Here is a 23215-nt window from a genome sequence, read left to right as displayed (position 1 = left end):
CAGAAGTGAGGACAAGGTTGTTCGATTTCTCTGGTTTCGGCAGCATCAACATCGAGACGGTCATCGCCCTCGTCACCCTGATCGGTACTGCGATCGTGTGGCTGCTCGACCGGTACGTCTGGCGCCGCAAGCGGCTCGTCTACCGGGTCCAGGTGGACGCGCAGATCGGGGTCCATCCCCGGCAGAACCGCGCCAAGGAAATGGTCGACATCGAGGTCGTCCACCAGGGCAAGGCGGTGCACGACCCGAGCATCGTGCTGCTGCGGGTGGACAACACCGGCACCGACATCGAGGCGAAGGACATGCAGGGCGCGGTGAAGTTCACCTTCCCGGGCCGCAAGATCGTCCGGATGAAGGTGGTCGAGTCACACCCGCCGGACATCGGTGACCTGCTCGAGGCGGACATGAAGCCGGCCGACTATGTCGACACCGACGCGATCACGGTGCCGAAGCTCGCGATCAACCGCGGTGACCACTTCAAGTTCCTGCTCGTGCTGTCGGGCAAGGGCAAGGACGTCACGCACTCCGGCTACCTGGCCGGCGGGGCGAACGGCGGCGTGTACCACGAACCGCGGCCGCGCGGCCCGGGCCGGCGTACGTTGATCTTCGGCGCGACGACGCTCGTGCTGGTCGGCGCTCTGGTCGCGTTCTTCCTCGTCGACGTGCTGCAGCCGCCGCGCAACTGCGCGTCGGGTGAGCTGCGAGTGATCGGATCCACGGCGGTCGAGCCGACGATGACCGAGCTGCGCAGCGCGTACATCGCCGAGTGCTCGAACGCGGACATCACGATCGCCGCCAACGGCAGCCGCAGCGGTGTCAGCGACCTGAGCGCATTGGGAGCGAAGGACGGCAGCGCGGCGAGCAAGGTGATCGCGATGTCGGACGGACCGGCCGTTGACGCGCCCGGTCTCAGCGGCGAGGCGGTCGCCGTCGTCGTGTTCGCGGTCGTCGTCAACCGGGCCGCGGACGTCACCGGCCTGACCACTGCCCAGCTGCGCGACATCTACAACGGCAAGATCACCAACTGGTCGCAGGTCGGCGGCCGCAATCTACCGATTCGGATGGTCAGCCGGGTCGGCCCGGCGTCCGGCTCGCGGCTGGTGTTCCGTGAGAAGGTGCTCGGCGGCGACCAGGAACTCGGCATCACCTCGGACGACTGCCGCCGCGACGACGACGCCGCGACAACGAAGTACCACCGCTGTGAGGTCGGTACGACGGAGGAGCTGCTGACGCGGGTCAACGAGATCGACGGCGCGATCGGGTACGCCGAGCTCGGCGGCGCCCGCAAGTATCCGCAGCTCACGCCGGTGACGATCGACAGCGTGGTGCCGGACACGTCGAAGGTGGCCGACCGCTCGTACAAGTTCTGGGAGGTCGAGCACGCGTACACGTACAAGGCACCGGCGGCGAAGTCGCTGACCGCGGCCTTCCTCGACTACGTGCGGTCGACGCAGGCCCGTCCGATCCTCGATCGTGGCGACCTGGTTCCGTGCAGCGATCTGCCCGCGGGGTTCTGTGGATAATGCCAGCGGGCTTCGGCGATTCTCCGGATAATTCCGGTTATGTATGTGATCGCGCACCTCAGTGATCCCCATCTCGACGGCTCCGACGAGGCTCGGAACAGGCTGCGGAAGCTCACGTCGTACCTGCGCGAGTTCCGGCGACCGGTCGACGTCGTGCTGGTCAGCGGCGACCTCGCAGACCACGGTCTCGAGTCCGAGTACGCCGAGCTCGCCGCCGAGCTGAAGCTCGATGTGCCCGTGCTGGTGTTGCCGGGCAACCACGACGTCAGTGCGCCCTTGGGTGCCGGGCTCGCGGACTTCGTCGACTCGGCCGGTGAGGGACATCCGGTGCACCAGGTGCAGGACGTCGGTGGCGCGCGGTTCGTGCTGCTCGACACCTCGGTCCCGGGTGAGGACCACGGGCTGCTGTCCGCGGAGTCGCTCGCGTGGCTCGACGGCGTACTGGCCGAACCGGTCGACGGGCCGTTGTTCGTGGCCTTCCACCACCCGCCGTTCGAGCTGAACCACCCCGTCCTCGACCAGTGGCTGCTCCGCTCCGGCCCGGAGCTCGAGGCCGTGCTGAGGGGCAAGCCGATCACGGCCATCCTCGCCGGGCACGTACACAACGGGCTGGCGACCACCTTCGCCGGACTGCCGTTCCTGGTCGCGCCAGGCGTCCGCTCGACTCCGCCGCTCCCCTTCGAGCCTCCCGCTCCCGGCGGCGGCCTCGTCGACGACACCACCGCCCACCCGGGTCTGGCGCTTCACATCTACACGCCAGGAGCCCCGCTCCAGACCCTCTTCCGGCACCCGGCCTGACCAGTACTGTGCTGACATGTACGTGATCGCGCACCTCAGTGACCCGCATCTCGACGGCTCGGAGGAGGCGCGATCACGGCTCCGGAAGATCACGTCGTACGTCCGGGCGTCGTCGGTGGACGTCGTACTCGTCACCGGGGACCTCGCCGATCACGGGCTCGAGACGGAGTACGCCGAGCTCGCCGGCGAGCTGTCCTTGGACGTGCCGGTGCTGGTGCTGCCGGGCAACCACGACCTCAGCTCGCCGCTCCGGGCCGGGCTGAAGTCGTTCGTGGACTCACCCGGCGACGGTCATCCCGTGCATCAGGTCCGCGACGTGGGTGCGGCGCGCTTCGTCCTCGTCGACAGCACCGTGCCGGAGCACAACCACGGCCTGCTCTCCGACGAGTCGCTCGCCTGGCTGGACGGCGTACTGCGCGAGCCGTTCGACGGACCGGTCTTCGTCGCGATGCATCACCCACCGCTCGCGCTGCACCACCCGGTGATGGACCAGTGGATGCTGGAGGAGCAGGACGCGTTGGCCGGCGTACTCACCGGCAAGCCCGTCACGGCGATCCTCACCGGACACGTGCACAACGCGATCGTCACGTCGTTCGCCGGCCACCCGGTCCTCGGTGCGCCCGGGATCCGTTCGACCATCCCACTCCCGTTCGAGCCTCCAACCGACGACGGAGCCGTCGTCGACCCGTCCGCCCACCCCGGCCTGGCATTCCACATCCACACCCCCGGCGAGCCGATGCAGACCATCTACAGGTACCCGCGGTGACCGCCGACGAGCAATCCCCGATCCCGGACCGCGACGACCAGGTGCGGGAGCCGATGCAGCTGCATCCGGTGGGCCGGGTCGAGTCGAGTCTGCGCGAGCTCGCTGACGCTCCCCGTCAGGGCGACGAAGGCGCTCCCGACGCCTGGGTCGTTTTCGACGAGTCCGTGCATGCTGCGGTTGCCGATGTCGCGGTCGGCGACGAGCTCATCCTCATCACCTGGTTCGATCGGGCCGACCGCTCCGTACAGAAGGTCCATCCGCGCAGCGACCTGAGCCGCCCGCCGACGGGCGTTTTCAGCACCCGCTCCCCCGACCGCCCGAACCCTCTCGGCCTCCACCGCGTCACCGTCCTCGCCGTCGACGACCTCCGCCTGCACGTCAACAACCTCGAAGCCCTCGACGGCACCCCGATCGTCGACGTCAAACCGGTCATCGGCGACATCTCCGACAGGTGACGGTCTACCGCCAGAAGTTCCAGCCCTCGGGAGCCTGAGGAAACGTGGGCGGCGGAGTCCACCCCCGCGGCGGCCGCCATCCCAGCTCGACGGCCGGCCAGTTGGGCGGAGGCTGGAAGCGATAGCGCCGATCCCGCGCCTGCCAGAACAACGACCACCCCGCGGCAACCACAGCCGCGACGAGGAACCCCACGCCGACCGCCCCGAACGTCGTGGGTTCGGGCCCGCACCCGACCCCGTCCGGGGCGCACGGATCGGACGGCGCGCCCATCATGAACAGGCCCAGAAATCCGAGCAGCACGAACCCGCCCGACAGGCACCACCCGACCGTCACGAGGATCGAGTGGGACGGCGCGTCGGAGTACCCGTGAAACACACGCGGGTCCGGGGGCGCTGACCAACTCACGTGGTCATTACAGCCGCGCGCTCCCGGACCCGGATGAGGTTGTGCCGCGTTGGCACCCAACCGTGACCTTGATCGAACCTGATCTCAGAAGTTGATCATGTGCCCTTCGAGGCCGTGGAAGGCCTCCTGCAACGCCTCGCTCAGTGTCGGGTGGGCGTGAACGTTGCGCGCCAGTTCCTTGGTGGTGAGGTCCCACTTCTGGGCCAGCGTCAGTTCCGGCAGGAGTTCGGTGACCTCGGGGCCGATCAGGTGCGCGCCGAGCAGTTCGCCGTACTTCGCGTCGCTGATCACCTTGACGAAACCGGTCGGGTCGCCGAGGCCGTGGGCCTTGCCGTTCGCGGTGAACGGGAACTTGGCGACCTTGACGTCGAAGCCCTCCAGCCGGGCCTCTTCCTCGGTCCACCCGAAGCTGGCGATCTGCGGCTGGCAGAACGTCGCCCGCGGGATCATCTTGTAGTCGAGCTCCATCGTCTCGTGCCCGGCGATGGTCTCGGCCGCGATCACACCCATCGCCTCGGCGGCGTGCGCGAGCATCAGTTTCGCGGTCACGTCGCCGATCGCGAAGATGTTCGGCACGTTGGTCCGGCAGAACCCGTCGATGCCGATCGCGCCGCGCTCGGTCAGCTGGACGCCGATCTTGTCCAGGCCGTAGCCGTCGACCCGCGGCTGGAAGCCGATCGCCTGCAGGACCTTGTCGGCCTCCAGCGTCTTCTGGGCGCCGTCCTTGCCCGTGACGGTGACCTTCACCTTGTCGCCGGAGTCGTCGATCGAGTCGACCCGGGTGCCGGTGAGTACGTCGACGCCGAGCTTCTTGTACGCCTTCGCGAGCTCCTTGGAGACCTCGATGTCCTCCAGCGGGACGATCCGGTCGAGGAACTCGACGATCGTCACCTTCACGCCGTAGTTCGCCAGCACGTAGGCGAACTCGACACCGATCGCGCCGGCGCCGGCGATCACGATCGAGCCCGGCAGCTCCTCGGTGAGGATCTGCTCCTCGTACGTCACCACGCGCTCGCTCAGCTGGGTGCCCGGCAGCAGCTTGGTGGTCGCGCCGGTGGCCAGGATGCAGTTGTCGAACGTGACGGTCTCCGACGAGCCGTCGTTCAGCGTCACGTCCAGGGTGTTGGCGTCGGTGAACGAGCCCCAGCCGTCGAACTCGGTGATGTTGTTCTTCTTCATCAGGAAGTGGACGCCCTTGACCCGGCCGTCCGCGACCTTGCGGCTGCGCTGCACCGCGGTCGGGAAGTCGAAGGTCACCTCGCCGCTGATACCGAAGGTCTTCGCCTCCGTCCGGAAGATGTGCGACAGCTCGGCGTTCCGCAGCAGCGCCTTGGACGGGATACAGCCCACGTTCAGGCAGACACCGCCCCAGTACTTCTTCTCGATGATTGCGGTCTTGAGGCCGAGCTGGGCTGCGCGGATCGCCGCGACGTACCCACCCGGACCCGCGCCGAGGACAACAACGTCAAAGTGCGAGGCCATGTACTGAACTTTAATAGGTCACCCCAGCACGGTCCGTCTCCCGGGGTAGGCTGGGTGGGCGCGTGAGGCGAAATTCATGGGGGACCGATGGATCTGGGGAGACGTCGGGGGCTGCGACTGGCAGCTTTCGGCACGCTGCTGGCAGTCGTCGCACTGCCTGCGTACGCCGACGACCCCACGCCCCCGCCACCCGCCTCCGTGACCGATGTCAACCGGTCCCTCGAGCAGCTCCAGGCCGAGGCCGCCGCCGTCCAGGCCGATTTCGCCAAGGCGACGATCGCCTACACCAAGGCACTCAAGGACGCGCAGACCGCCGAGGCCGCCGCGAAGAAGGCGGAAGCCACGGCGACGGTCTCCAAGGGCAAGGCCGACGAGGAGCGCCGCCAGCTCGGCCTGCTGACCGCTCAGGCCTATCAGCTGGGCATCCCGACCGTGATGGGCACCGAGTCGATGCTCTGGTCGCTCGCCCCGATCGCGGAGAACCTCCAGGAGATCGCCGACCGGCAGACCGCGATCACGCAGCTCGGCAGCACGCAGGTCTCGCAGTACCGGATGGCGATGGAGGCCGAGAACGAGTCGAACCGGCTCAAGTCCGAGGCGACGACGAAGCGGCAGGCCGCGAACGACGCCGCTGCCAAGGCGCAGGACCTCAGTAAGCAGGTGCAGCAGAAGGCCGCCGACGCCTCCGCGGCCATGGCCGACCAGACCGCCGACCTCGACGTCGCCTCCGCTCTGTCCAAGCAGCTGCAGCTCGTCCGCAACCAGCAGGCGCTCGCGCGCTGGCAGACGTACCTGACCGAGCTGACATCCGCCAAGATCACTCCCCCGGCAGCCGCCGTACTCAAGAACCCTGCCAAGCTCCCCACCGGGCTGGCGCCACTGACCCGCCGCGGTACGCCGGTCCCGGGTGTCGCGTCTGTCGCAGTCGCCGGCCGCACCGTGCGCGTGATGTCCGCCGAGACGATCCGTGCGGTCAACCAAGCCTTCAGCCTCGTCGGCAAGCCGTATGGCGTCGCCGCGACCGGACCGGACAAGTACGGATGCCTCGGCGCGGCCCGCGTCGCGTGGCAGCCGTACACCACCCTCCCGAACCTGGTCAGCAAGGTGTACCCGGACTACCAGGCAGTCCCGAACGCCTGGATCCAGCCGGGCGACCTGCTCGTGATGGGCAGCAAGTCACTCGGCCTCGTCCACATCGGCATCGCGCTGGACAACGGCGAGATGATCGCCGCCGACGAGGCGAAGGGCTCGGTCGTCGTCACCACCGTCCCCGACAACCTGTACGCCGCCCTCCGCCCGACCCTGGGCGCGCCGGCCAAACCGCAGGTCGCCCCGGTCGGGACGTCCGACGCGTACGCGTTCCGCTGCGGCAACACCGCAACGTCGTACAACGTCGGCTCCGGCGCCTGGACCTGGCCGCTGCCGGATGGGACCTACGAGATCGGTACTCCGTTCGGTCAGTCCGGGTCGATGTGGGAGACCGGATTCCACACCGGCCAGGACTTCCCCGCCCCCGTCGGTACGACGGTCCGCGCGGTGACGTCGGGCGTCGTCCGGGTGGAGCATCCGGCGTGGGCCGGCAACCTGGTCCGCATCGACCACGGCAACGGGCTGGAAACGCTCTACGCGCACCTGAGCCGCATCGACGTGACTGACGGGCAGCAGGTGAAGGCAGGTCAGCAGATCGGTGCTGTCGGCACCGAAGGCAACTCCACCGGTCCGCACCTGCACTTCGAGGTCCGTCTCGGCGGCGATCCGGTCAACCCGATGCCGTTCCTGGCGACCGGTTCGGCCAGCACCGGCTGGGGTGGTTACACCAACGGCATGATCCCGGCCAGCAAGCTCTGCGGGATCGGCGGCGGGCACATGCTCCGCTGCGACGCGGCCGCGGCGTACCTGCAGCTCTCGAGCGCCTACCGGGCGCAGTTCGGCAAGTCGCTGTGCATCACCGACTCGTACCGCTCGTACGCCTCCCAGGTGGACCTGTACGCGCGCAAGCCGTCGCTGGCTGCCCTTCCGGGCACGTCCAACCACGGCTGGGGCGTGGCCGTCGACCTCTGCGGCGGGATCGACAGGTACAACACCACCCAATACCAGTGGATGGAGTCGCACGCCCCGACGTACGGCTGGGTCCACCCGGCCTGGGCCGAGCAGGGCGGCAGCCGCGAGGAACCGTGGCACTGGGAGTTCGGTAACCCGGCCAGTTCGTAGCTGCCCGGTAGGCTGACGTTGTGGCCGAGCATGAGAGTCCCGACCGCACCGATCACAACATCACGTTGGATGCTGCGGACGACCGGTGGGAGTGGCGGCGGCGGATTCGCGAGAATCCGCGCAAGCTGCTGTTCTACCGGATCGGCGTGGGCGTCCTCGGCGGCCTGCTGATCATCGCCGCACCACTCACCGGCTGGCTGCCGGGCCCTGGCGGGATCCCGCTGTTCATCGCCGGTCTGGCCGTGCTGGCCAGCGAGTTCGAGTGGGCCCAGCGGCTGCTGTACCGGGTCAAGGACTGGGTGAAGGCACTCACCACCTGGACCGGCAAGCAGCCCGCCTGGCTGAAGGCACTCGGCACCCTCGCGCTGTTCCTCTGCGTGCTCGTCGCGATCTGGCTCTACATGGCCGTGCTCGGAGTCCCGGGCTGGTTCCCTGACTCGTGGGAGTCATTCCTGCACGAACTTCCCCTCCTTCACTGAGTAGTCGGGCAGCTCGATCAGTTCGCTCATCTTCTGCGCCATCTTGATCATCTGGTTGTTGAAGAACGGGATGTCCAGGATCCGGTTCCGCGCCGTCAGGCCGAACCGGGTGGCCGGCGCCAGGAACGACCCCGCGCGACTCCCGTCCTGGGTCGTCGACACCGCCTTCCGCAGCAGCGCCTCGTACCGGTCGAACGCCACCCTGAAGCTCTCGGCGCGCGCCAACTCCCCCGCCAGGACATAGGCACCGACGACCGCCGTACCCGTCCCGAGCGCTCCGAACGTGGCGCCGTACCCCGCGTCGCCGAGCAGCACGATCCGGTTGGTGGACCAACGATCAACGCTCACCCGGCTGATCGAGTCGAAGTACAACTCTGTTGCCGCCGGCAACCCTTTCAGCAGCTCCGGCACGTGCCAACCGAGACCGTCGAAGTGCGCGCGCAGGATCGCCTTCTGCTGGTCGAGATCGCGCCGGTTGTAGGCCAGCTCCTCCGACTTGAACACGAACAGCGTCTGCGCCAGCGCCGGGTCGCGACGGTCCGCGCTGACGCTCGCCAGCTTGCCCGGCACGTTGTACATCAGCGAGTCGCCGCTGATCCCCAGCGTGTTCGGGACCTCCCAGCCGCCCACGTAGTAGTTCAGGTGGCGCTCGACCACCCGCTCCTTCGGCCAGGCCAGCCGCCGTACGACGGAATGCATGCCGTCCGCGCCGATGACCAGGTCGTAGGTGTCCTCCAGCCCGCTCTCGAACCGCACATCCACATGGTCCGCGTGCTCGGTCAGACTCGCGATCGAGTCCCCGAAGCGGTACGTCGCCTGCTCGTGACTGTGCTCGTACAGCACCCGCGACAGGTCTGCCCGCAGTACCTCGAGGTCCCCACCGGCGAACTCGGCCGGCAGCCGCATCAGCTGACGACCCGACACGTCGACGAACCGCATCGCGTTGCCGCCGGTCTGCAGCGACCGCAGGTCCGACAGCACGCCCATCCGGTCCAGAACCGTCGTGAACACCTCGCCGCGGAAGTCCACCGCGTACCCGCCCTGCCGCAGCGCCGGGGCGATCTCGACCACCGTCACGTCGTGCCCCGCCCGACCGAGCCAGAGCGCCACCGACGGCCCCGCCACGCTGGCACCCGATACCAGAACCTTCATCGTCATCCTCCTCAGAAGTAATTGTGTCTGCCGGACACAGTAAAGTGTATGGTAGACACAGTTCAAGTCGGTTTCAGTTCGAAAAGGATCGAAGGATGTCTGACCTGCTCTGGAGCAAGCCCTCGCTGCCGAGCCGCGGCCCGAAGCCGGCGGTGACGCTGACCGGGATCGCCGAGGCGGGCATCCGGATCGCCGACGCGGAGGGCCTCGACGCGGTCTCGATGCAGCGGATCGCCGGCGAGCTGCCGGTGACGAAGATGGCGCTCTACCGGTACGTGCCCGGCAAGACCGAGCTGGTCGCGGTGATGAGCGACCTGGCGATGGGCGCCCCGCCGGACCGCCCCGACCTACCGTGGCGCGAGGCGCTCCACACCTGGTCCATGGACCTGTACGACGGATTCACGCGCCACCCGTGGCTGCTCCTGTCGACCGTCGGCCGCCGCCTGCTCGGGCCGAACGAGCTCATGTGGATGGAGCGCGGCATCGCGGCGCTGACCGACACCGGGCTGACCGGCGGCGAGCAGATGGACTCGATCCTGGTCATCACCAGCCACGTCCGGAACATCGCCCAGCAGTCCACGACATTCCCGGGCCACACCACCGGCCTGTCCGAAGAGGACATGCAGGAGTCGCTCACCCAGATCCTCAGCACCGAAGCCGAGCGGTTCCCCCACCTGACCACCGCGATGCGTACCGCGGCCGGCAGCGAGAACCAGGGCCTGGAGTTCGGGCTGCAGCGGATCCTGGACGGTCTCGAGCTGCTGATCAGCGGTAGGAAAGTGTCGACTTCACGGCATTGAAACGTTGCCGATAGGCCGAGGCGGACAGCCCGTAGTGCGACTTGAACCGGCGGGCGAAGTAGTTCTGGTCCGGCCAGCCGACGGACTCCCCGATCCGGCTGATCGGCAGGTCCGTGTGCAGCAGCCGGTCGGCCGCGAGCTCGACGCGATGACGCGACAGGTACGCCATCGGCGGCAGCCCGGTCACCGACTTGAACAACCGGACCAGATACCCCGGCGCGAGGTGCAACTCGCCGGCCAGGTCGGTCAACGTCCAGTGCCGCGCCGGGTCGGCCTCCATCAACCGCATCGCGTCGAGTACGGCGGGATGCGTGTGCTCCCGTCGATCGTCGCGATCGGCCACGGTCCGGGCGACACAACTCAGGTACAACGACAGCCAGCCGATGATCTCGCCGCGATTGCGGCTGAGCGGCTGGTCGCGCAGCTGGCGCAAGCCGTCGAGGTGCCCGACCGCCTCCTTCATCGTGTCCGGATCGAGGTGCGTCGCAAGCATGCCCCGGCGCTGCGCGGAGAACGGCCCGGTCCACAACAGGTAACCCAGTAAGGGATCCTCGCGCGCCCAGGCCAGCTCGCGGCGGACCAGATCGGCCGAGAAGCAGCAGTTGTAGACCTCGAGCGCGGTGCAGTCGACGTACTCGTGCCAGACGCCCGGACGCAGCAGGATCGCGTCGCCGGCCTGGAGTTTCTGCCGGCCGGCGAGGCTGTGGTGGATGCCTTCACCGCCGGTGACGAGCAGCAGTTCGAAGAAGCTGTGCGTATGCAGCGGGTGGGACTTTTCATGCAGGTGTGGGCCGGCGTGCACGACCGTCCCTTCGACGAAGTGCAGCACCGTCCCGCGGGTCCTCACCGGCTCGTCGGCCATACGTCACGATATGGCCCGAGGTGCAGATCGTGCTAGACCGAGTGCACTTCGGGCTACTCGCCGGCGACTGCCGGGCACAGGATCGGGGAACAGGCGAAACGTCCCCCGAATGACACCGCCGCCAATCAACCGAGATCACGACGTTTTGTCAGCGCACCCAATGAATCGTTTCACTCGCTGAGTTGGAGCCTCATGTCGAACCTCGCCGCACCCACCGCCCTTCGCTTCGAGCATCGACCCGCGCCCGCTGCCGGGATCGGCACTGCGACGCCCCGGATCTCCTGGCAGGTCCCGGCCGCTGACGCCGGCTACGCGCAGACGGCGTACGAGCTCGAGATCACGACCGGCACGACCCAGGCGTTCACGGTCCAGTCGCCCGACCAGGTCCTGGTGCCCTGGCCGGCTGACCCGCTCGGCTCCCGGGAGACCGCGCAGGTCCGGGTCCGGGTGCGCGGCAACGACGACTGGAGCGAGTGGAGTCAGCCCGCGACCGTCGAGGCCGGCCTGCTCGCGTCCGACGACTGGACCGCGCGGTTCGTCAGCCCGCGGGAGAACCCGCACGGCTCCCCCGCTCCCCTGATCGCGGGCGTCGCGAATCTCCCGGACGGCATCGTCAAGGCTCGGCTCTACGCGACGGCGTACGGGATCTACATCCCCGAGCTCAACGGGCAGCGCGTCGGCACCGAGGAGCTCGCGCCCGGCTGGACGGCGTACCAGTACCGGCTGCGCTACCAGACGTACGACGTGACCGAGCTTGTCCAACCTGGTGAGAACAAGCTCGAGTTCCTCGTCGGCAACGCCTGGTACCGCGGCCGGATCGGCTTCCAGGACCAGAAGCAGCTGTACGGCGAACGCCTCGCCGTACTCGCGCAGCTCGAGGTCACCACCGAGGACGGCCAGGTCCACACGTTCGGCAGCGACGGCACCTGGACCTCCCGCGAGAGCAACGTCCTGGCCGACGACCTGTACGACGGCCAGACCACCGACCTCCGCAAGCAGCCCGGCGAGCCCACGCCGGTCGACGTACTCGACGCCGACCTGAATCTGCTCGTCGCCCCCGACGGCCCGCCGGTCCGGATCACCGACGTCCTTCCCGCGCTCGAGATCACCACCTCGCCGTCCGGCAAGACGCTCGTCGACTTCGGGCAGAACCTCGTCGGTCGCATCCGGCTCAAGGTCCGCGGCGGCGCCGAGGGCGACGAGATCGTCGTACGCCATGCCGAGGTCCTCGAGAACGGCGAGCTCGGCGTTCGTCCGCTCCGCACCGCCAAGGCAACCGACACCTACTTCCTCGCCGGACCCGACGAGGTCGTGCTCGACTCCCCGCTCACCTTCCACGGCTTCCGGTACGCCGAGGTCACCGGCGTGGACGCGCTCGCGAAGCAGGACCTCGAAGCCATCGTCATCGGGTCCGACCTGCAGCGCACCGGTTGGTTCGAGTCGTCGAACGAGCTGCTCAACCAGTTCCACCAGAACGTGGTGTGGGGCATGCGCGGCAACTTCGTCGACGTACCGACCGACTGCCCGCAGCGCGACGAGCGGCTCGGGTGGACCGGCGACATCCAGGTCTTCTCCCCCAGCGCGAGCTTCCTGTTCGACACGGCCGGCTTCCTGACCAACTGGCTCGCCGACCTTTCGGCCGAGCAGCAGAAGGACGGCTCGGTGCCGTACGTCGTACCGGACGTACTGCGGAACGAGAGCCCGGCCACCGCCGCATGGGGTGACGCGGCAACGATCGTCCCCTGGGTGATCTACGAGCGCAGCGGCGATGCCGGACTGCTCGCCCGACAGCTGCCGAGCATGCGGGCCTGGGTCGACAAGATGGCCGACCTGGCCGGCAGCGACCTGCTCTGGTCCGGCGGCTTCCAGTTCGGTGACTGGCTCGACCCGACCGCACCCCCGGAGAACGCTTTCGCCGCCAAGGCGGACCCCGACGTGGTCGCGACCGCGCACCTGGCGCGCTCGGCCGAGGTGGTCGGGAAGGCCGCGGAGATCCTCGGCCGCGCCGATCTGGCCCAGGAGTACACCGACCTGGCGGCGCGCGTCCGGCAGGCGTTCGCGACCGAGTACGCGACCGACGGCGGCCGGGTATTGAGCGACGCGGCAACTACTTACGCGCTCGCGCTGCAGTGGGCGCTGCTGCCGACCGAGACCCAGCGGCAGCGGGCCGGCGAACGGCTCGCCGACCTGGTCCGTACGGCGGGCTTCCGGATCAGTACCGGATTCGTCGGGACGCCGCTGATGGCCGACGCACTGGCCGATTCCGGACATCCTGACCTGGCCTACCGCCTTCTGCTACAGACAGGCTGCCCCTCTTGGCTGTACGCAGTGACGATGGGAGCCACGACGGTCTGGGAACGCTGGGACAGCATGCTGCCCGACGGCAGCATCAACCCCGGCCAGATGACGTCGTTCAACCACTACGCCCTCGGTGCGGTCGCCGACTGGATGCACCGCCGGGTCGCCGGCCTCGCGGCGGCCGAGCCCGGGTACCGCACGATCGACGTACGGCCGCTCCTCACCGGGCAGCTGACGAAGGCATCCGCCAAGCACCTCACGCCGTACGGCGAGGCGTCGGTCGCGTGGACCCGCGCCGACGGGCAGGTCACGCTGTCGGTGACCGTGCCGGTCGGGTCCCGCGCCAAGGTCGATGTACCCGGACAGGGCGTCGTCGAGGTCGGGCACGGCACGCACGAATGGACCGTCGACGACCCGTACGCCGAGCTCCCCGAGCTGGCCGCGGACGCGACGATCCGGCAGCTGATGGACCACGAACCCACCTGGACCGAACTCGCGACCGCGGCCGCCGAGAGCGGGGTCGTCACCGACGACGCCGAGCTCGCCGCCCGCCTCGAGCGGTACCTCGACCAGCCGGCCGCCGGACTGGTCGACGCGATCAGCCCGCGTGGATTCACCCCGAGCGCCGAGGCCCTGAAGGCCAAGCTCGAAGCCCTGCTCAACCACTGAGTTCAACCACTGATTCCAACCACTGATCCCATTCCCCGACACCGCCCCGCTGCTTTGAACAACATCCTTTGGAGGTCAAGATGAGGTTCCGCCCAGGAGCTAGCGGACTGGCGCTTCTCGCCGTCAGTTCGCTGGTGCTCACCGCGTGCAGCGCGGGCAGTCTCGGGTCCAGCAGTGACTCCGGCAGCAACTCGGTCGAGATCACGTACCTGATCGGCAACCAGGATCAGGACGTGAAGGAGGCCAACCAGCTGATCAAGGACTTCACCGCGAAGAACCCCGGGATCACGATCAAGACGGAGACCCGCCCGGCCGGTACGGAGGGCGACAACATCGTCAAGACCCGGCTGTCCACCGGCGACATGCCCGATGTCTTCGGCTACAACACCGGGTCGCTGTTCCAGGCGATCGCCCCGCAGAAGAACCTGGTGTCGATCAGCGACCAGCCGTACATCGGCAACCTGGACGACAACTTCAAGAAGACCGTGACCGCCGACGGCCAGGTGTACGGCGTACCCGTCGGCGGCTTCATGGGCGGCGCGGTGCTGTACAGCATCCCGGTCTACACCAAGCTCGGTCTGAAGATCCCGAAGACCTGGGCCGAGTTCATGGCCAACAACGCCAAGATCAAGGCGCAGGACCCCGGCGTCGCCCCGGTGATCCAGACGTACGGCGAGACCTGGACGTCGCAGCTGTTCGTCCTCGGCGACTTCCACAACGTCGCCTCGTCCGAGCCGACGTTCGCCGACGACTACACCGCGAACAAGGCGAAGTACGCCACCTCGCCGGCCGCGCTCAAGGGGTTCGAGCACACCGAGGCGGTCCACGACGCCGGCTACGAGAACAAGGACTTCGCCTCGGCGAAGCTGCCGGACGGCCTGAAGATGCTTGCCACCGGCAAGGGTGCGCACTACCCGATCCTGTCCGGCGTGGTCGCGAACATGGTCGCCACCTACCCGGACGCCGCCAAGACCGTCGGCCTGTTCGCGTTGCCTGGTGACGACGCGAGCAAGAACGGTCTGACGCTGTGGACGCCGGGTGGTCTGTACATCCCGAAGACCACGACCGGCGACAAGCTGGACGCGGCGAAGAAGTTCCTCGCCTTCGTCGCCAGCCCGGACGGCTGTGCCTCGCAGAACACCGCCGGCGCACCGACCGGTCCGTACGCCGTCAAGGGCTGCACGCTCGGCGACGACGTACCGCAGGCGATCAAGGACATGCAGCCGTACCTCGACAAGCCCGACGGATCGAGCCTGGCGCTGGAGTTCCTCTCGCCGGTCAAGGGCCCGTCGCTCGAGCAGATCACGGTCGAGGTCGGCTCCGGTATCCGCAAGGCGAAGGACGGCGCCGCGCGGTACGACGAAGACGTGAAGAAGCAGGCCCAGCAGCTCGGCCTGGCAGGTTGGTGAGGTCCGTGGCGATCACCTCGGTGAAACCACGTGAGCGTAGTAAGACGCGACCGGCCGCTTCGGCGGCCGGGAGCAAGGTCTACCGTCCGTACTCGAACTGGTTCTACCTGCCGACCGCCATCATCTACGGCGTGCTGTTCCTGGTCCCGACGTTCGCCTCGCTCTATTTCAGCCTGACCCGGTGGAGTCTGTTCGAGTCGAAGTTCATCGGGCTGGACAACTTCAAGCTGTTCTTCCAGGAGCCCGCGCTGGTCAAGGGCTTCACCAACACGCTGATCTACGCCGTCGTCACGTCCGGGTCGAAGGTGGTCCTCGGGCTGCTGCTCGCGGTTCTGCTGACGTCGCAGATCGTTGCCCGCGGCTACCTTCGGTCGGTGGTGTTCTTCCCGGTGCTGGTCTCCACGATCGGCGTCGGCCTGACGTTCACCGTGCTGATGAACCCGGAGAAGGGCCTGATCAACGAGTCGCTCGGACTGCTCGGGATCAACGGTCCCGGCTGGCTGACCGATCCGAAATGGGCGCTGCTCTCGGTCGCCGCGGTCGACGTGTGGAAGGGCGTCGGTCTCGCGACGCTGATCTACATCGCGGGGATCGTCTCGATCCCCCGTGAGTACATCGAGGCCGCGCGGGTCGACGGCGCCGGCTCGTGGCAGCAGTTCCGGCGGATCGTGCTGCCGCTGTCCCGGCCGGCCACCGTCACCGTCATCATCCTGTCGCTGATCGGCGGACTGCGGTCCTTCGACCTGATCTGGGCGATGACCCGCGGCGGGCCCGGGTTCACCTCGGACGTGATCGCGTCGGTGATCTACAAGCAGTACCAGGCCGGGTTCTACGGCCTGTCGACCGCGGGCAACGTCGTACTGTTCATCACCGTCACCGCGATCATCCTGCCGTTGTCCTGGTTCCTGAACCGCAAGGAGGTGGACCTGTGAGTACGGCGGAACTCGTCAACCACCGTCCCGGCCGGAAGTGGGTCCTGAGCGCGGTCGCGATCTTCGTGTCGATCGTGGTGTTCGTGATCCCGTTCGCGTTCATCGTGCTGACCGCGGTGAAGGACCGGACCCAGTCGGCCGACCTGAGCTTCTCCTGGCCGCACCAGTTCCGCTTCGTGCAGAACTTCATCGAAGTGGTCGAGGCCCGCGACTACATGCTGGTGATCGCGTTCATCAACAGCACGATCCTGACCGTGGCCAGCGTCACCGGGATGGTGGTGCTCGCGGCCATGGCCGGGTTCGTGCTGCAGCGCCGGAAGAGCCGGTGGAACGGGTTCATCAACTTCCTGGTGCTGGCCGGGCTGATCATCCCGCCGGCCGTCGTACCGACGATCTGGGTGCTGCAGAAGCTCGGCATGTTCAAGACGATGCCCGGGCTGATACTGATCGAGATCGCCTACGGGTTGTCGTTCTGCATCCTGTTGTTCCGCGCGTTCGTGGCGACGATCCCACGGGAGCTCGACGAGGCCGCGATCATCGACGGCGCCGGGCCGTTGCGGCTGTTCTTCCAGGTCGTGTTCCCGTTGCTCAGATCGGTGATCGTCACCGTTGTGGTGGTGCAGTCGGTCAATGTATTCAACGACTTCGTGAACCCGTTGTACTTCCTGCCCGGTGACCAGAACGCGACCGTGCAGCTGACCTTGTACAACTTCTCCAGTCAGTTCACGACGCAGTACAACCTGCTGTTCATGGACATCCTGCTGATCACGATCCCGCCGCTGATCATGTTCCTGTTCTTCAACCGCCAGATCGTCGCCGGCCTGACGTCCGGAGCGATCAAGGGGTAGCGGGCTTGCGGACCAGGTGCGCCGCCTGCGCCTTGTCCTTCTCGCCGGGTATCGCCGCGCGCGTCAGGGTCGCCACCTCGGCGAACCCGGCGCCGGCGAGCAGCCCGGCGACGTCCGCGGGGTCGTAGCTGTAGACCTCGAGGTCGAGGTCGTGACCGTAGGCGTTGCTCAGATGCCGGCTGCCGCCACCGACCTTGAAACCGTGCACGAGGTAGCCACCCGGCCGCAGGACGCGGTACAGCTCGGCGAACACCGCCGGCAGGTCCTCGCGCGGGGTGTGGACGAGCGAGTACCACGCGAGCGCTCCGGCGAGCTCGCCGTCCTTCAGGTCCAGGTCGAACAGCGACCCGACGTCGAACCGCAACTCGGGATACTCCCGGCGCGCCACCTCGATCATCCCCGGCGTCAGGTCGATCCCGAACACGTCCAGACCACGACCGGCCAGGTATGACGTGATCCGCCCGGTCCCGCAGCCGAGGTCGCCGACAGGCCCGTCCGTGACCAGCGCGGCGAAGTAGTCCAACGCGCCGATCTCGAACGGATCCTGGCGGTGATAGTCCTTCAGGATCGCGTGGTAGTCGGCGGCGGCGATGTTGTAAGACCCTTGGATGTCGTTCACCCGAGGACTGTACGAAGCCCCTCCGACAGTTTCTGATACTCCGCCAGCGAGTTGTACGCGTGCGCCGACAACCGGATGAACTTGCGCTCCTCGAACCCGGTGAACGTGATCTCGGCCTTCAGCTCGCGCGAGATCCGCATCTTCAGCGCATCGCCGCCGGACAGGTCCACCGAGGACGGCAGCTCGACGAGCCGCATCGTCGTCGGCGGGTGCACGACCTCGGCGACGCCGGTGCCCAGCGACTTGGCCAGGATCCGCGCGCCCTCCTCGACGAGCGCGGTCAGCTGCGGGCGTCGGGTCGGCCAGTCCAGGTCGGCCAGGACCTTCAGCGACTCGGGCGCGGCGATCCACGGGACGTAGTCGTACGTGCCCTGCATGTCGAAGCGCTCCGGCATCCGCTCGTCGTACTCCGACCAGGAGACGATCAGCGGCATCGTTGCCGTGCGCCACTGTTCCGCGACCACCAGCCCGGCGGTCGCCCGCGGCGCGGCCGGCCACTTGTGGAAGTTCCCGGTCCAGAAGTCGGCGCCTGCGGGCGCCGGGGCGTCGATCAGCGCCGGGGCGTGCGCGCCGTCGATCACGATCGGTACGCCGTGCGCGTGCGCGGCCTCGACCAGGGCTTCGACGGGCAGGACCTTCGCCGTACCGGAGGTGATCTGGTCGACGATCAGCACGGAGGCGTTGTCGAGCCGCTCCGAGATCAGCGAGACCACGGTCTCGTCGTCCGCCTCGAGCGGGATGTGCACGATCGCGATCTCGGCCTGGTGTGCCCTGGCGAACCGCTCGGCGGCGTACCGGACCGCGCCGTACGTGTGGTCGGTCAGCACGATCCGGCTGCCCGCGGGGATCGGCAGCGTGGCGAGCGCGACGGTGACGCCGGCGCTCGCGTTCGGGACCAGGGCGAAGCCGGCCGGGTCTGTTTCCAGGTACGACGCCAGCGCGAGGCGGCTGGCGGTCAGCCGGTCGGCGACGGTCCGGAACCAGACCATCGGGTTGGCGTCCATCTCGGTGCGGAGCCCGGCCATCACCTCCTGGGTGCGGCGCGGCACGGCGCCGTACGAGCCGTGGTTGAGGTGGAGGACGCCTGGGTCGAGGGTCCACAGGTCGGGGCGGGGGCTGAGTACCGTCACCACCCAAACGGTACATACTTCCTGTCGTGTACCCCTACCTCGACCACGACGGGCCGATCGCGATGGCTCATCGAGGCGGCGCGAAACACCCCGACAACATCGGCTACGAGAACTCGCTGCACGCGTTCCAGCACGCGGTCGACCTCGGCTACACCTACCTCGAGACCGACCTGCACGCGACCAGCGACGGCGTCGTGATCGCGTTCCACGACGACAAGCTCGACCGGGTCACCGACCGGACCGGCGTGATCGCCGAGCTGCCGTGGTCCGAGGTCAGCAAGGCCAGGATCAACGGTCACGAGCCGATCCCCCGGCTCGACGAGCTGCTCGAGCACTTCCCGGACATCCGGTTCAACCTGGACATCAAGGCCGAGGGCGGTCTCGAGCCGGCCGCGGCGGTGCTGAAGGCCGCGAACGCGATCGACCGGATCTGTGTCTCGTCGTTCTCCCAGTCCCGCGTACGCCGGATCCGCGAACTGCTCGGTCCGCGACTGTGCACGGGGTACGGCGAGTTCGAGATCGTGCTGATCCGGTTCCTGCCGTTCGCGCTGCCGTCGGCCGGGGCGTGTCTGCAGATCCCGCAGGCGTACGGGCCGCTGAAGGTGCTGACGCCGGGGCTGATCAAACGAGCGCATGCCAGGGGCAAGCAAGTGCATATCTGGACGATCGACGATCCCGCGCAGATGCGGGAGCTGCTCGACGCCGGGGTCGACGGCATCATCACCGACCGGACCGACCTTCTCCGTGACGTACTGATCGAGCGCGGCCAGTGGAGTTGAGTTGTTATCCGGAGGTACGCCGCATCGTCCCCGGAACCTGACACACTTCCGCGCATGGGACTTCTCTCCGCCCCGGCCGGTGTGGACAAGCGTGAGTACTGGGGGTTCAGCCTCTACGACTGGGCGAACTCCGGCTACGTCACCACGGTCGGCACCGTCCTGTTCGCGCCGTACCTGACATCGGTCGCGGAGCAGGCCGCGTGCGGGTACTCCGGGACGACCGACCACCCGTGCCGCACCAACCTCGACGTACTCGGGCTCGGCATCTCCCCCGGGTCGCTGGCGTTCTACGTCGTGACCGTGGCGACGCTGGTATCGGCGCTGTTCCTGCCGGTGGTCGGCGCGATCGCGGACCGGATGGCGCGGAAGAAGTTGCTGATGTGCGCGTTCGCCTGGGCCGGCGCGCTGGCGGCCTGCTGCATGGTGTTCGTCGGCGGGGGCCGCTGGGCGCTCGGTGCACTGCTGCTGTTCATAGGCAACCTGTGTCTGGGGTCGTCGCTCGTCGTCTACGACTCGATCCTGATCGACATCGCGCCACCGGATCAGCGCGACGCGGTCTCGTCCCGCGCGTGGGCCTTCGGGTACGCCGGTGGTTTCATCCTGCTGCTGATCAACCTGGCCGTCGTCACCGCGCACGACGCGCTGGGGATGAGTCAGGGCACGGCAGTTCGACTCAGTCTGTTGAGCGCCGGCTTGTGGTGGGGGATCTTCACGTTCTTCCCGTTCCTCCGGCTGCGGGACCGGCCGCCGACGAGCGTCGTACCGGTCCGGAGCGGCAACCTGGTGCGGCAGAGCTTCGGTCAGCTGGGTGCGACGCTCAGGCACCTGCGCAGCTACCCGATGACGATGCTGTTCCTGATCGCGTACCTGTTCTTCAACGACGGCATCCAGACGGTCATCTCGGTGTCGTCGACGTACGGCGAGAAGCAGCTCGGGTTCGAGACGCAGGTGCTGATCGCGACGATCCTGATGGTGCAGTTCGTCGCGTTCTTCGGAGCGATCGTGTTCGGCCGGGTGGCCGCGCGGTACGGCGCTCATCGCACGATCACCGGCGGGCTGGTGATCTGGATGCTGATCGTGATCGCCGGGTTCCTGCTGCCGGCCCACCAGATCGTGCCGTTCCTCGCGATGGGCGCGGCGATCGGGATCGTCCTCGGCGGTACGCAGGCGCTGTCGCGGTCCGCGTTCAGCCAGCTGATCCCGAAGGGGCGCGAGGCGGAGTACTTCTCGCTGTATCAGGCAGGTGAGCGCGGTACGTCGTGGCTGGGCACGCTGGTGTTCGGGCTGGTGCACCAGATCACGGGGTCGTACCGCCCGGCGATCGTGGCGCTCGGGCTGTTCTTCGTTGTCGGGCTGGTGCTGCTGGTCCGCGTCGACATGCGGCGCGGCATCGAGGAAGCCGGCAACGCCCAGCCGAGCATCGTCTAGACGACGGAGGCGACGAAGGCGCGTACTTCGTCGGGGGTGGGGCGGACGCCGGTGCGGTCGGCGAACAGCAGGTGGGTGGAGCCGATCAAGGTCAGGCCGAGCGTGTTCAGGTCTGCGTCCGCGGGGATGCGGCCGTAGGTCTGTTCCGCCTTCAGGTAGTCCATGACCACCCGGCCGGCCTCGCTCAGGATGGGTACACCGGTCGGCACAGCCTCCCGCAGTCGGGCGCGAAGTCCGTCCCGCGAGATCGTCAGGCTGACGATCGCAACCGCCACCGAACCGAACAGGTCGGTGAGCATGGTCGTCAGGTTGTCGACAACGGACCCCTGCCCAGCGGCCTTCAACAAGACCTCCGCCTGGTCGTCGAGCCGCCGGATCCGGTCCATCACCAGCTCAGCCAGAAACCCGTCGAAGTCCGTGAAGTGCTTGTGCAGCACACCCTTCGCACACCCGGCCTCGGTCGTCACCGCCCGGCTGGTCAACGCCTCAGGCCCGTCCCGCAGCAACACCCGCTCCGCCGCATCGAACAGCTGCTCCCGAGCATCCCGCATCGCCACCCCGGTCGGCACAAACCCTCCTTGACAAAAATGGGCACCCGCCCACTACCGTGGGCACATGCCCACTCTACCGCCAGGACCCCCCAACCCACGCGACCCCGCGCAGACGCTGGCCCGTGGGACCACTCCCGCGCAGACCGCTCCCGGCGGGAGCGGTGCCGGCGAGCCGCATCGGCGGCGGGACATGGCCGAGTCGTTCGGTGCGGACGCCGAGCTGTACGACCGGGCGCGCCCCCGCTACCCCACCGACCTGATCGAGGCGATCGCCGCCTCTGCCCCCGCCGGGCCAACGCGGCTCAGCGGGGGCCCAGCGTCCGGAGCGGCGGCCGGTCCGGTGGTGCTTGATGTCGGTTGTGGGACTGGGATCGTGGCGCGCCAGTTCCAGGCTGCTAGGTGTCGGGTGCTTGGCGTGGAGGTGGATGGGCGGATGGCGGCGTTCGCTCGTAGTACCGGGGTGGAGGTCGAGGTGTCGCCGTTCGAGTCCTGGGACGCGGTGGGGCGGACTTTTGACGTGCTTGTCGCCGGGATGACGTGGCACTGGATCGACCCGAGCGTCGGCGCGGCGAAGGCTGCCGAGGTGCTCGGGCCGGGCGGGCGGATTGCTGTGTTTTGGTATGTGTTGCAGCCGCCGCCCAACCTGGGCGCCGCGTTCGCAGCGGTCCATCGGGAGGTCCTCCCCGACAGCCCGGTCAACTCCCAGGTCGCCGCCTCACCGCTCGGCGCCTACGAGCACTTCCTCGACCGGGCCGCCGAGAGCCTCACCGCGACCGGGGCGTTCACCGACCTCGAGCGCCCGACGTACCCCTGGACCTGCCACTACACCCGCGACGAATGGCTCGACCAGCTCCGCACCAGCGGCCTGGCCAAACCCCTCGCAGACGCGGGCAAACTCGACAAGATGCTCGAGCTGACCGGAGCCGCCATCGACGCGGCCGGCGGCAGCTTCACCCTCGACTCGACAGCCGTCGCCCTCACCGCCACCCGCACCTGACAGACGGACGTGCGCCCGGCCGGGGTGCTGGCCGGGCGCACGGTCTGATCAGCGCGACGAAGGCGTCGCGCTCGGGTTCCGGAACCCACCACCCCCGAGCCCACCCTGACGAACGGTCTGCGCGGTCACAGTCCCGTTCGCACTCTGACCGGTGACCACCACCTGCTCGCCCGACTTCAGGTCGGAGGCGGTCCCCTTCGCGGTGATCTCGTACGTCGTGTCGCCGGTCAGCTTCACCGTCACGTTGCCGGACTGCGTCTTCACGACCAACTCAGAGCTGTTCGCCGACACAACCGTGCCGATCGTCCCACCCCCACCCGGGAACTGCCGCTGACCCTGCCCGTTCTGACCCGTCGCTCCCCCGCCGTTCTGCCCACGGAACCCGCCGTACCCACCGGCGCCCCGCCCGGCCTGCGGCTGGTTCGACGTACTGTCGGAAGCGAACGCCGCATGCAGCCCGGCCCCACCGGCAAGCCCGACGGCGAGTACGACGACCCCGGCCAGGATCGCCGTCGCGAGCGGCAGGTTGAGAGTCTTCTTCGGCTTGAGCGCCGCGTCGACCTCGTCGTCGGACCCGATCTGCGCGAACTCGTCGGGCGTCTGGTTGCTCATTTGAAGTGC

At 68.1% G+C, this 23215-nt stretch carries 22 protein-coding genes; 14 read left to right on the top strand and 8 right to left on the bottom strand.

Translation table 11 applies throughout. From position 1 onward, the window contains the following. Positions 1–17 precede the first annotated feature (17 nt). The 4 genes from ACFWUU_RS13930 to tsaA are packed head-to-tail and all read left to right on the top strand — an operon-like array spanning position 18 to position 3542. Complete coding sequence (locus ACFWUU_RS13930; protein ID WP_380175624.1) at positions 18–1523, top strand: PstS family phosphate ABC transporter substrate-binding protein; 1506 nt, start codon at positions 18–20, stop codon at positions 1521–1523. Between the two features lie 39 nt (positions 1524–1562). Continuing rightward, positions 1563–2321, top strand: coding sequence for a metallophosphoesterase (locus tag ACFWUU_RS13925; RefSeq protein ID WP_380175622.1), 759 nt, complete (start codon positions 1563–1565; stop codon positions 2319–2321). Positions 2322–2337: 16 nt separating this feature from the next. Continuing rightward, positions 2338–3087, top strand: coding sequence for a metallophosphoesterase (locus tag ACFWUU_RS13920; RefSeq protein WP_380175620.1), 750 nt, complete (start codon positions 2338–2340; stop codon positions 3085–3087). After that, complete coding sequence (gene tsaA, locus ACFWUU_RS13915; protein ID WP_380175618.1) at positions 3084–3542, top strand: tRNA (N6-threonylcarbamoyladenosine(37)-N6)-methyltransferase TrmO; 459 nt, start codon at positions 3084–3086, stop codon at positions 3540–3542. Before ACFWUU_RS13920 ends, tsaA begins: the two co-directional genes overlap by 4 nt. 4 nt (positions 3543–3546) lie before the next feature. Here tsaA and ACFWUU_RS13910 read toward each other — a convergent pair whose 3' ends face one another. Both ACFWUU_RS13910 and lpdA read right to left on the bottom strand, forming a co-directional pair. Beyond that, positions 3547–3948 carry a hypothetical protein gene (locus ACFWUU_RS13910; protein ID WP_380175616.1) on the bottom strand — a complete coding sequence of 134 codons (402 nt, stop codon included), beginning with the start codon at positions 3946–3948 and terminating at the stop codon, positions 3547–3549. A gap of 84 nt (positions 3949–4032) precedes the next feature. Then, positions 4033–5430, bottom strand: coding sequence for a dihydrolipoyl dehydrogenase (gene lpdA / locus ACFWUU_RS13905; protein ID WP_380175614.1), 1398 nt, complete (start codon positions 5428–5430; stop codon positions 4033–4035). Between the two features lie 87 nt (positions 5431–5517). Here lpdA and ACFWUU_RS13900 point away from each other — a divergent pair, with 87 nt between their 5' ends. Both ACFWUU_RS13900 and ACFWUU_RS13895 read left to right on the top strand, forming a co-directional pair. Next, the gene (locus tag ACFWUU_RS13900; RefSeq protein ID WP_380175612.1) at positions 5518–7641 is read left to right on the top strand and encodes a peptidoglycan DD-metalloendopeptidase family protein; all 2124 of its coding nucleotides are present in this window, start codon (positions 5518–5520) and stop codon (positions 7639–7641) included. 20 nt (positions 7642–7661) lie between these two features. Further along, positions 7662–8120 carry a PGPGW domain-containing protein gene (locus ACFWUU_RS13895; protein WP_137255420.1) on the top strand — a complete coding sequence of 153 codons (459 nt, stop codon included), beginning with the start codon at positions 7662–7664 and terminating at the stop codon, positions 8118–8120. Here ACFWUU_RS13895 and ACFWUU_RS13890 read toward each other — a convergent pair. Beyond that, complete coding sequence (locus ACFWUU_RS13890) at positions 8088–9272, bottom strand: FAD-dependent monooxygenase (protein ID WP_380175610.1); 1185 nt, start codon at positions 9270–9272, stop codon at positions 8088–8090. The genes ACFWUU_RS13895 and ACFWUU_RS13890 overlap by 33 nt on opposite strands. 95 nt (positions 9273–9367) lie before the next feature. Here ACFWUU_RS13890 and ACFWUU_RS13885 point away from each other — a divergent pair, with 95 nt between their 5' ends. Continuing rightward, complete coding sequence (locus tag ACFWUU_RS13885; protein ID WP_380175608.1) at positions 9368–10072, top strand: TetR/AcrR family transcriptional regulator; 705 nt, start codon at positions 9368–9370, stop codon at positions 10070–10072. Here the strand turns inward: ACFWUU_RS13885 and ACFWUU_RS13880 are convergent. Next, positions 10038–10934, bottom strand: coding sequence for an AraC family transcriptional regulator (locus tag ACFWUU_RS13880; protein ID WP_137255423.1), 897 nt, complete (start codon positions 10932–10934; stop codon positions 10038–10040). The two genes, ACFWUU_RS13885 and ACFWUU_RS13880, sit on opposite strands and share 35 nt — an antisense overlap. Positions 10935–11126: 192 nt before the next feature. Here ACFWUU_RS13880 and ACFWUU_RS13875 point away from each other — a divergent pair, with 192 nt between their 5' ends. The 4 genes from ACFWUU_RS13875 (at position 11127) to ACFWUU_RS13860 (ending at position 17090) form a co-directional block, all read left to right on the top strand. Then, positions 11127–13901: a family 78 glycoside hydrolase catalytic domain gene (locus ACFWUU_RS13875; protein ID WP_380175606.1), complete on the top strand. Its 2775-nt coding sequence runs from the start codon at positions 11127–11129 to the stop codon at positions 13899–13901. A gap of 80 nt (positions 13902–13981) precedes the next feature. Next, the gene (locus tag ACFWUU_RS13870; RefSeq protein ID WP_380175604.1) at positions 13982–15310 is read left to right on the top strand and encodes an ABC transporter substrate-binding protein; all 1329 of its coding nucleotides are present in this window, start codon (positions 13982–13984) and stop codon (positions 15308–15310) included. A 5-nt stretch (positions 15311–15315) separates the two neighbouring features. After that, a complete protein-coding gene (locus tag ACFWUU_RS13865) occupies positions 15316–16242 on the top strand; it encodes a carbohydrate ABC transporter permease (RefSeq protein ID WP_233714793.1) in 927 nt (308 codons plus the stop codon). Further along, a complete protein-coding gene (locus tag ACFWUU_RS13860; RefSeq protein WP_380175602.1) occupies positions 16239–17090 on the top strand; it encodes a carbohydrate ABC transporter permease in 852 nt (283 codons plus the stop codon). The genes ACFWUU_RS13865 and ACFWUU_RS13860 overlap by 4 nt, the downstream gene beginning before the upstream one ends. Here ACFWUU_RS13860 and ACFWUU_RS13855 read toward each other — a convergent pair. Next, positions 17080–17709, bottom strand: a complete 630-nt coding sequence (locus tag ACFWUU_RS13855) for a methyltransferase domain-containing protein (RefSeq protein WP_380175600.1) — start codon at positions 17707–17709, stop codon at positions 17080–17082. The two genes, ACFWUU_RS13860 and ACFWUU_RS13855, sit on opposite strands and share 11 nt — an antisense overlap. Further along, positions 17706–18839: an aminotransferase class V-fold PLP-dependent enzyme gene (locus tag ACFWUU_RS13850; RefSeq protein WP_380175599.1), complete on the bottom strand. Its 1134-nt coding sequence runs from the start codon at positions 18837–18839 to the stop codon at positions 17706–17708. Before ACFWUU_RS13850 ends, ACFWUU_RS13855 begins: the two co-directional genes overlap by 4 nt. Before the next feature lie 26 nt (positions 18840–18865). On the opposite strand from ACFWUU_RS13850, the gene ACFWUU_RS13845 reads away from it, so the two are divergent. Next, positions 18866–19618, top strand: a complete 753-nt coding sequence (locus ACFWUU_RS13845; protein WP_380175597.1) for a glycerophosphodiester phosphodiesterase — start codon at positions 18866–18868, stop codon at positions 19616–19618. A 54-nt stretch (positions 19619–19672) separates the two neighbouring features. Continuing rightward, positions 19673–21046, top strand: a complete 1374-nt coding sequence (locus ACFWUU_RS13840; RefSeq protein WP_380175595.1) for an MFS transporter — start codon at positions 19673–19675, stop codon at positions 21044–21046. Here the strand turns inward: ACFWUU_RS13840 and ACFWUU_RS13835 are convergent. Further along, a complete protein-coding gene (locus ACFWUU_RS13835; RefSeq protein ID WP_380175593.1) occupies positions 21043–21615 on the bottom strand; it encodes a TetR/AcrR family transcriptional regulator in 573 nt (190 codons plus the stop codon). The two genes, ACFWUU_RS13840 and ACFWUU_RS13835, sit on opposite strands and share 4 nt — an antisense overlap. A gap of 46 nt (positions 21616–21661) precedes the next feature. Here ACFWUU_RS13835 and ACFWUU_RS13830 point away from each other — a divergent pair, with 46 nt between their 5' ends. Beyond that, entirely contained in the window at positions 21662–22594 is a 933-nt protein-coding gene (locus ACFWUU_RS13830; RefSeq protein WP_380175591.1) for a class I SAM-dependent methyltransferase, read from the top strand. Positions 22595–22642: 48 nt separating this feature from the next. On the opposite strand, the gene ACFWUU_RS13825 is transcribed toward ACFWUU_RS13830, so the two are convergent. After that, positions 22643–23206 carry a hypothetical protein gene (locus ACFWUU_RS13825; RefSeq protein WP_380175589.1) on the bottom strand — a complete coding sequence of 188 codons (564 nt, stop codon included), beginning with the start codon at positions 23204–23206 and terminating at the stop codon, positions 22643–22645. Positions 23207–23215: the final 9 nt, after the last annotated feature.

This window comes from Kribbella sp. NPDC058693, assembly GCF_042715335.1.
Classification (GTDB): Bacteria; Actinomycetota; Actinomycetes; order Propionibacteriales; family Kribbellaceae; genus Kribbella; species Kribbella jiaozuonensis.
Note: the sequence above shows the minus strand (reverse complement) of the source record. Positions and strands in the feature narration are given on the sequence as shown.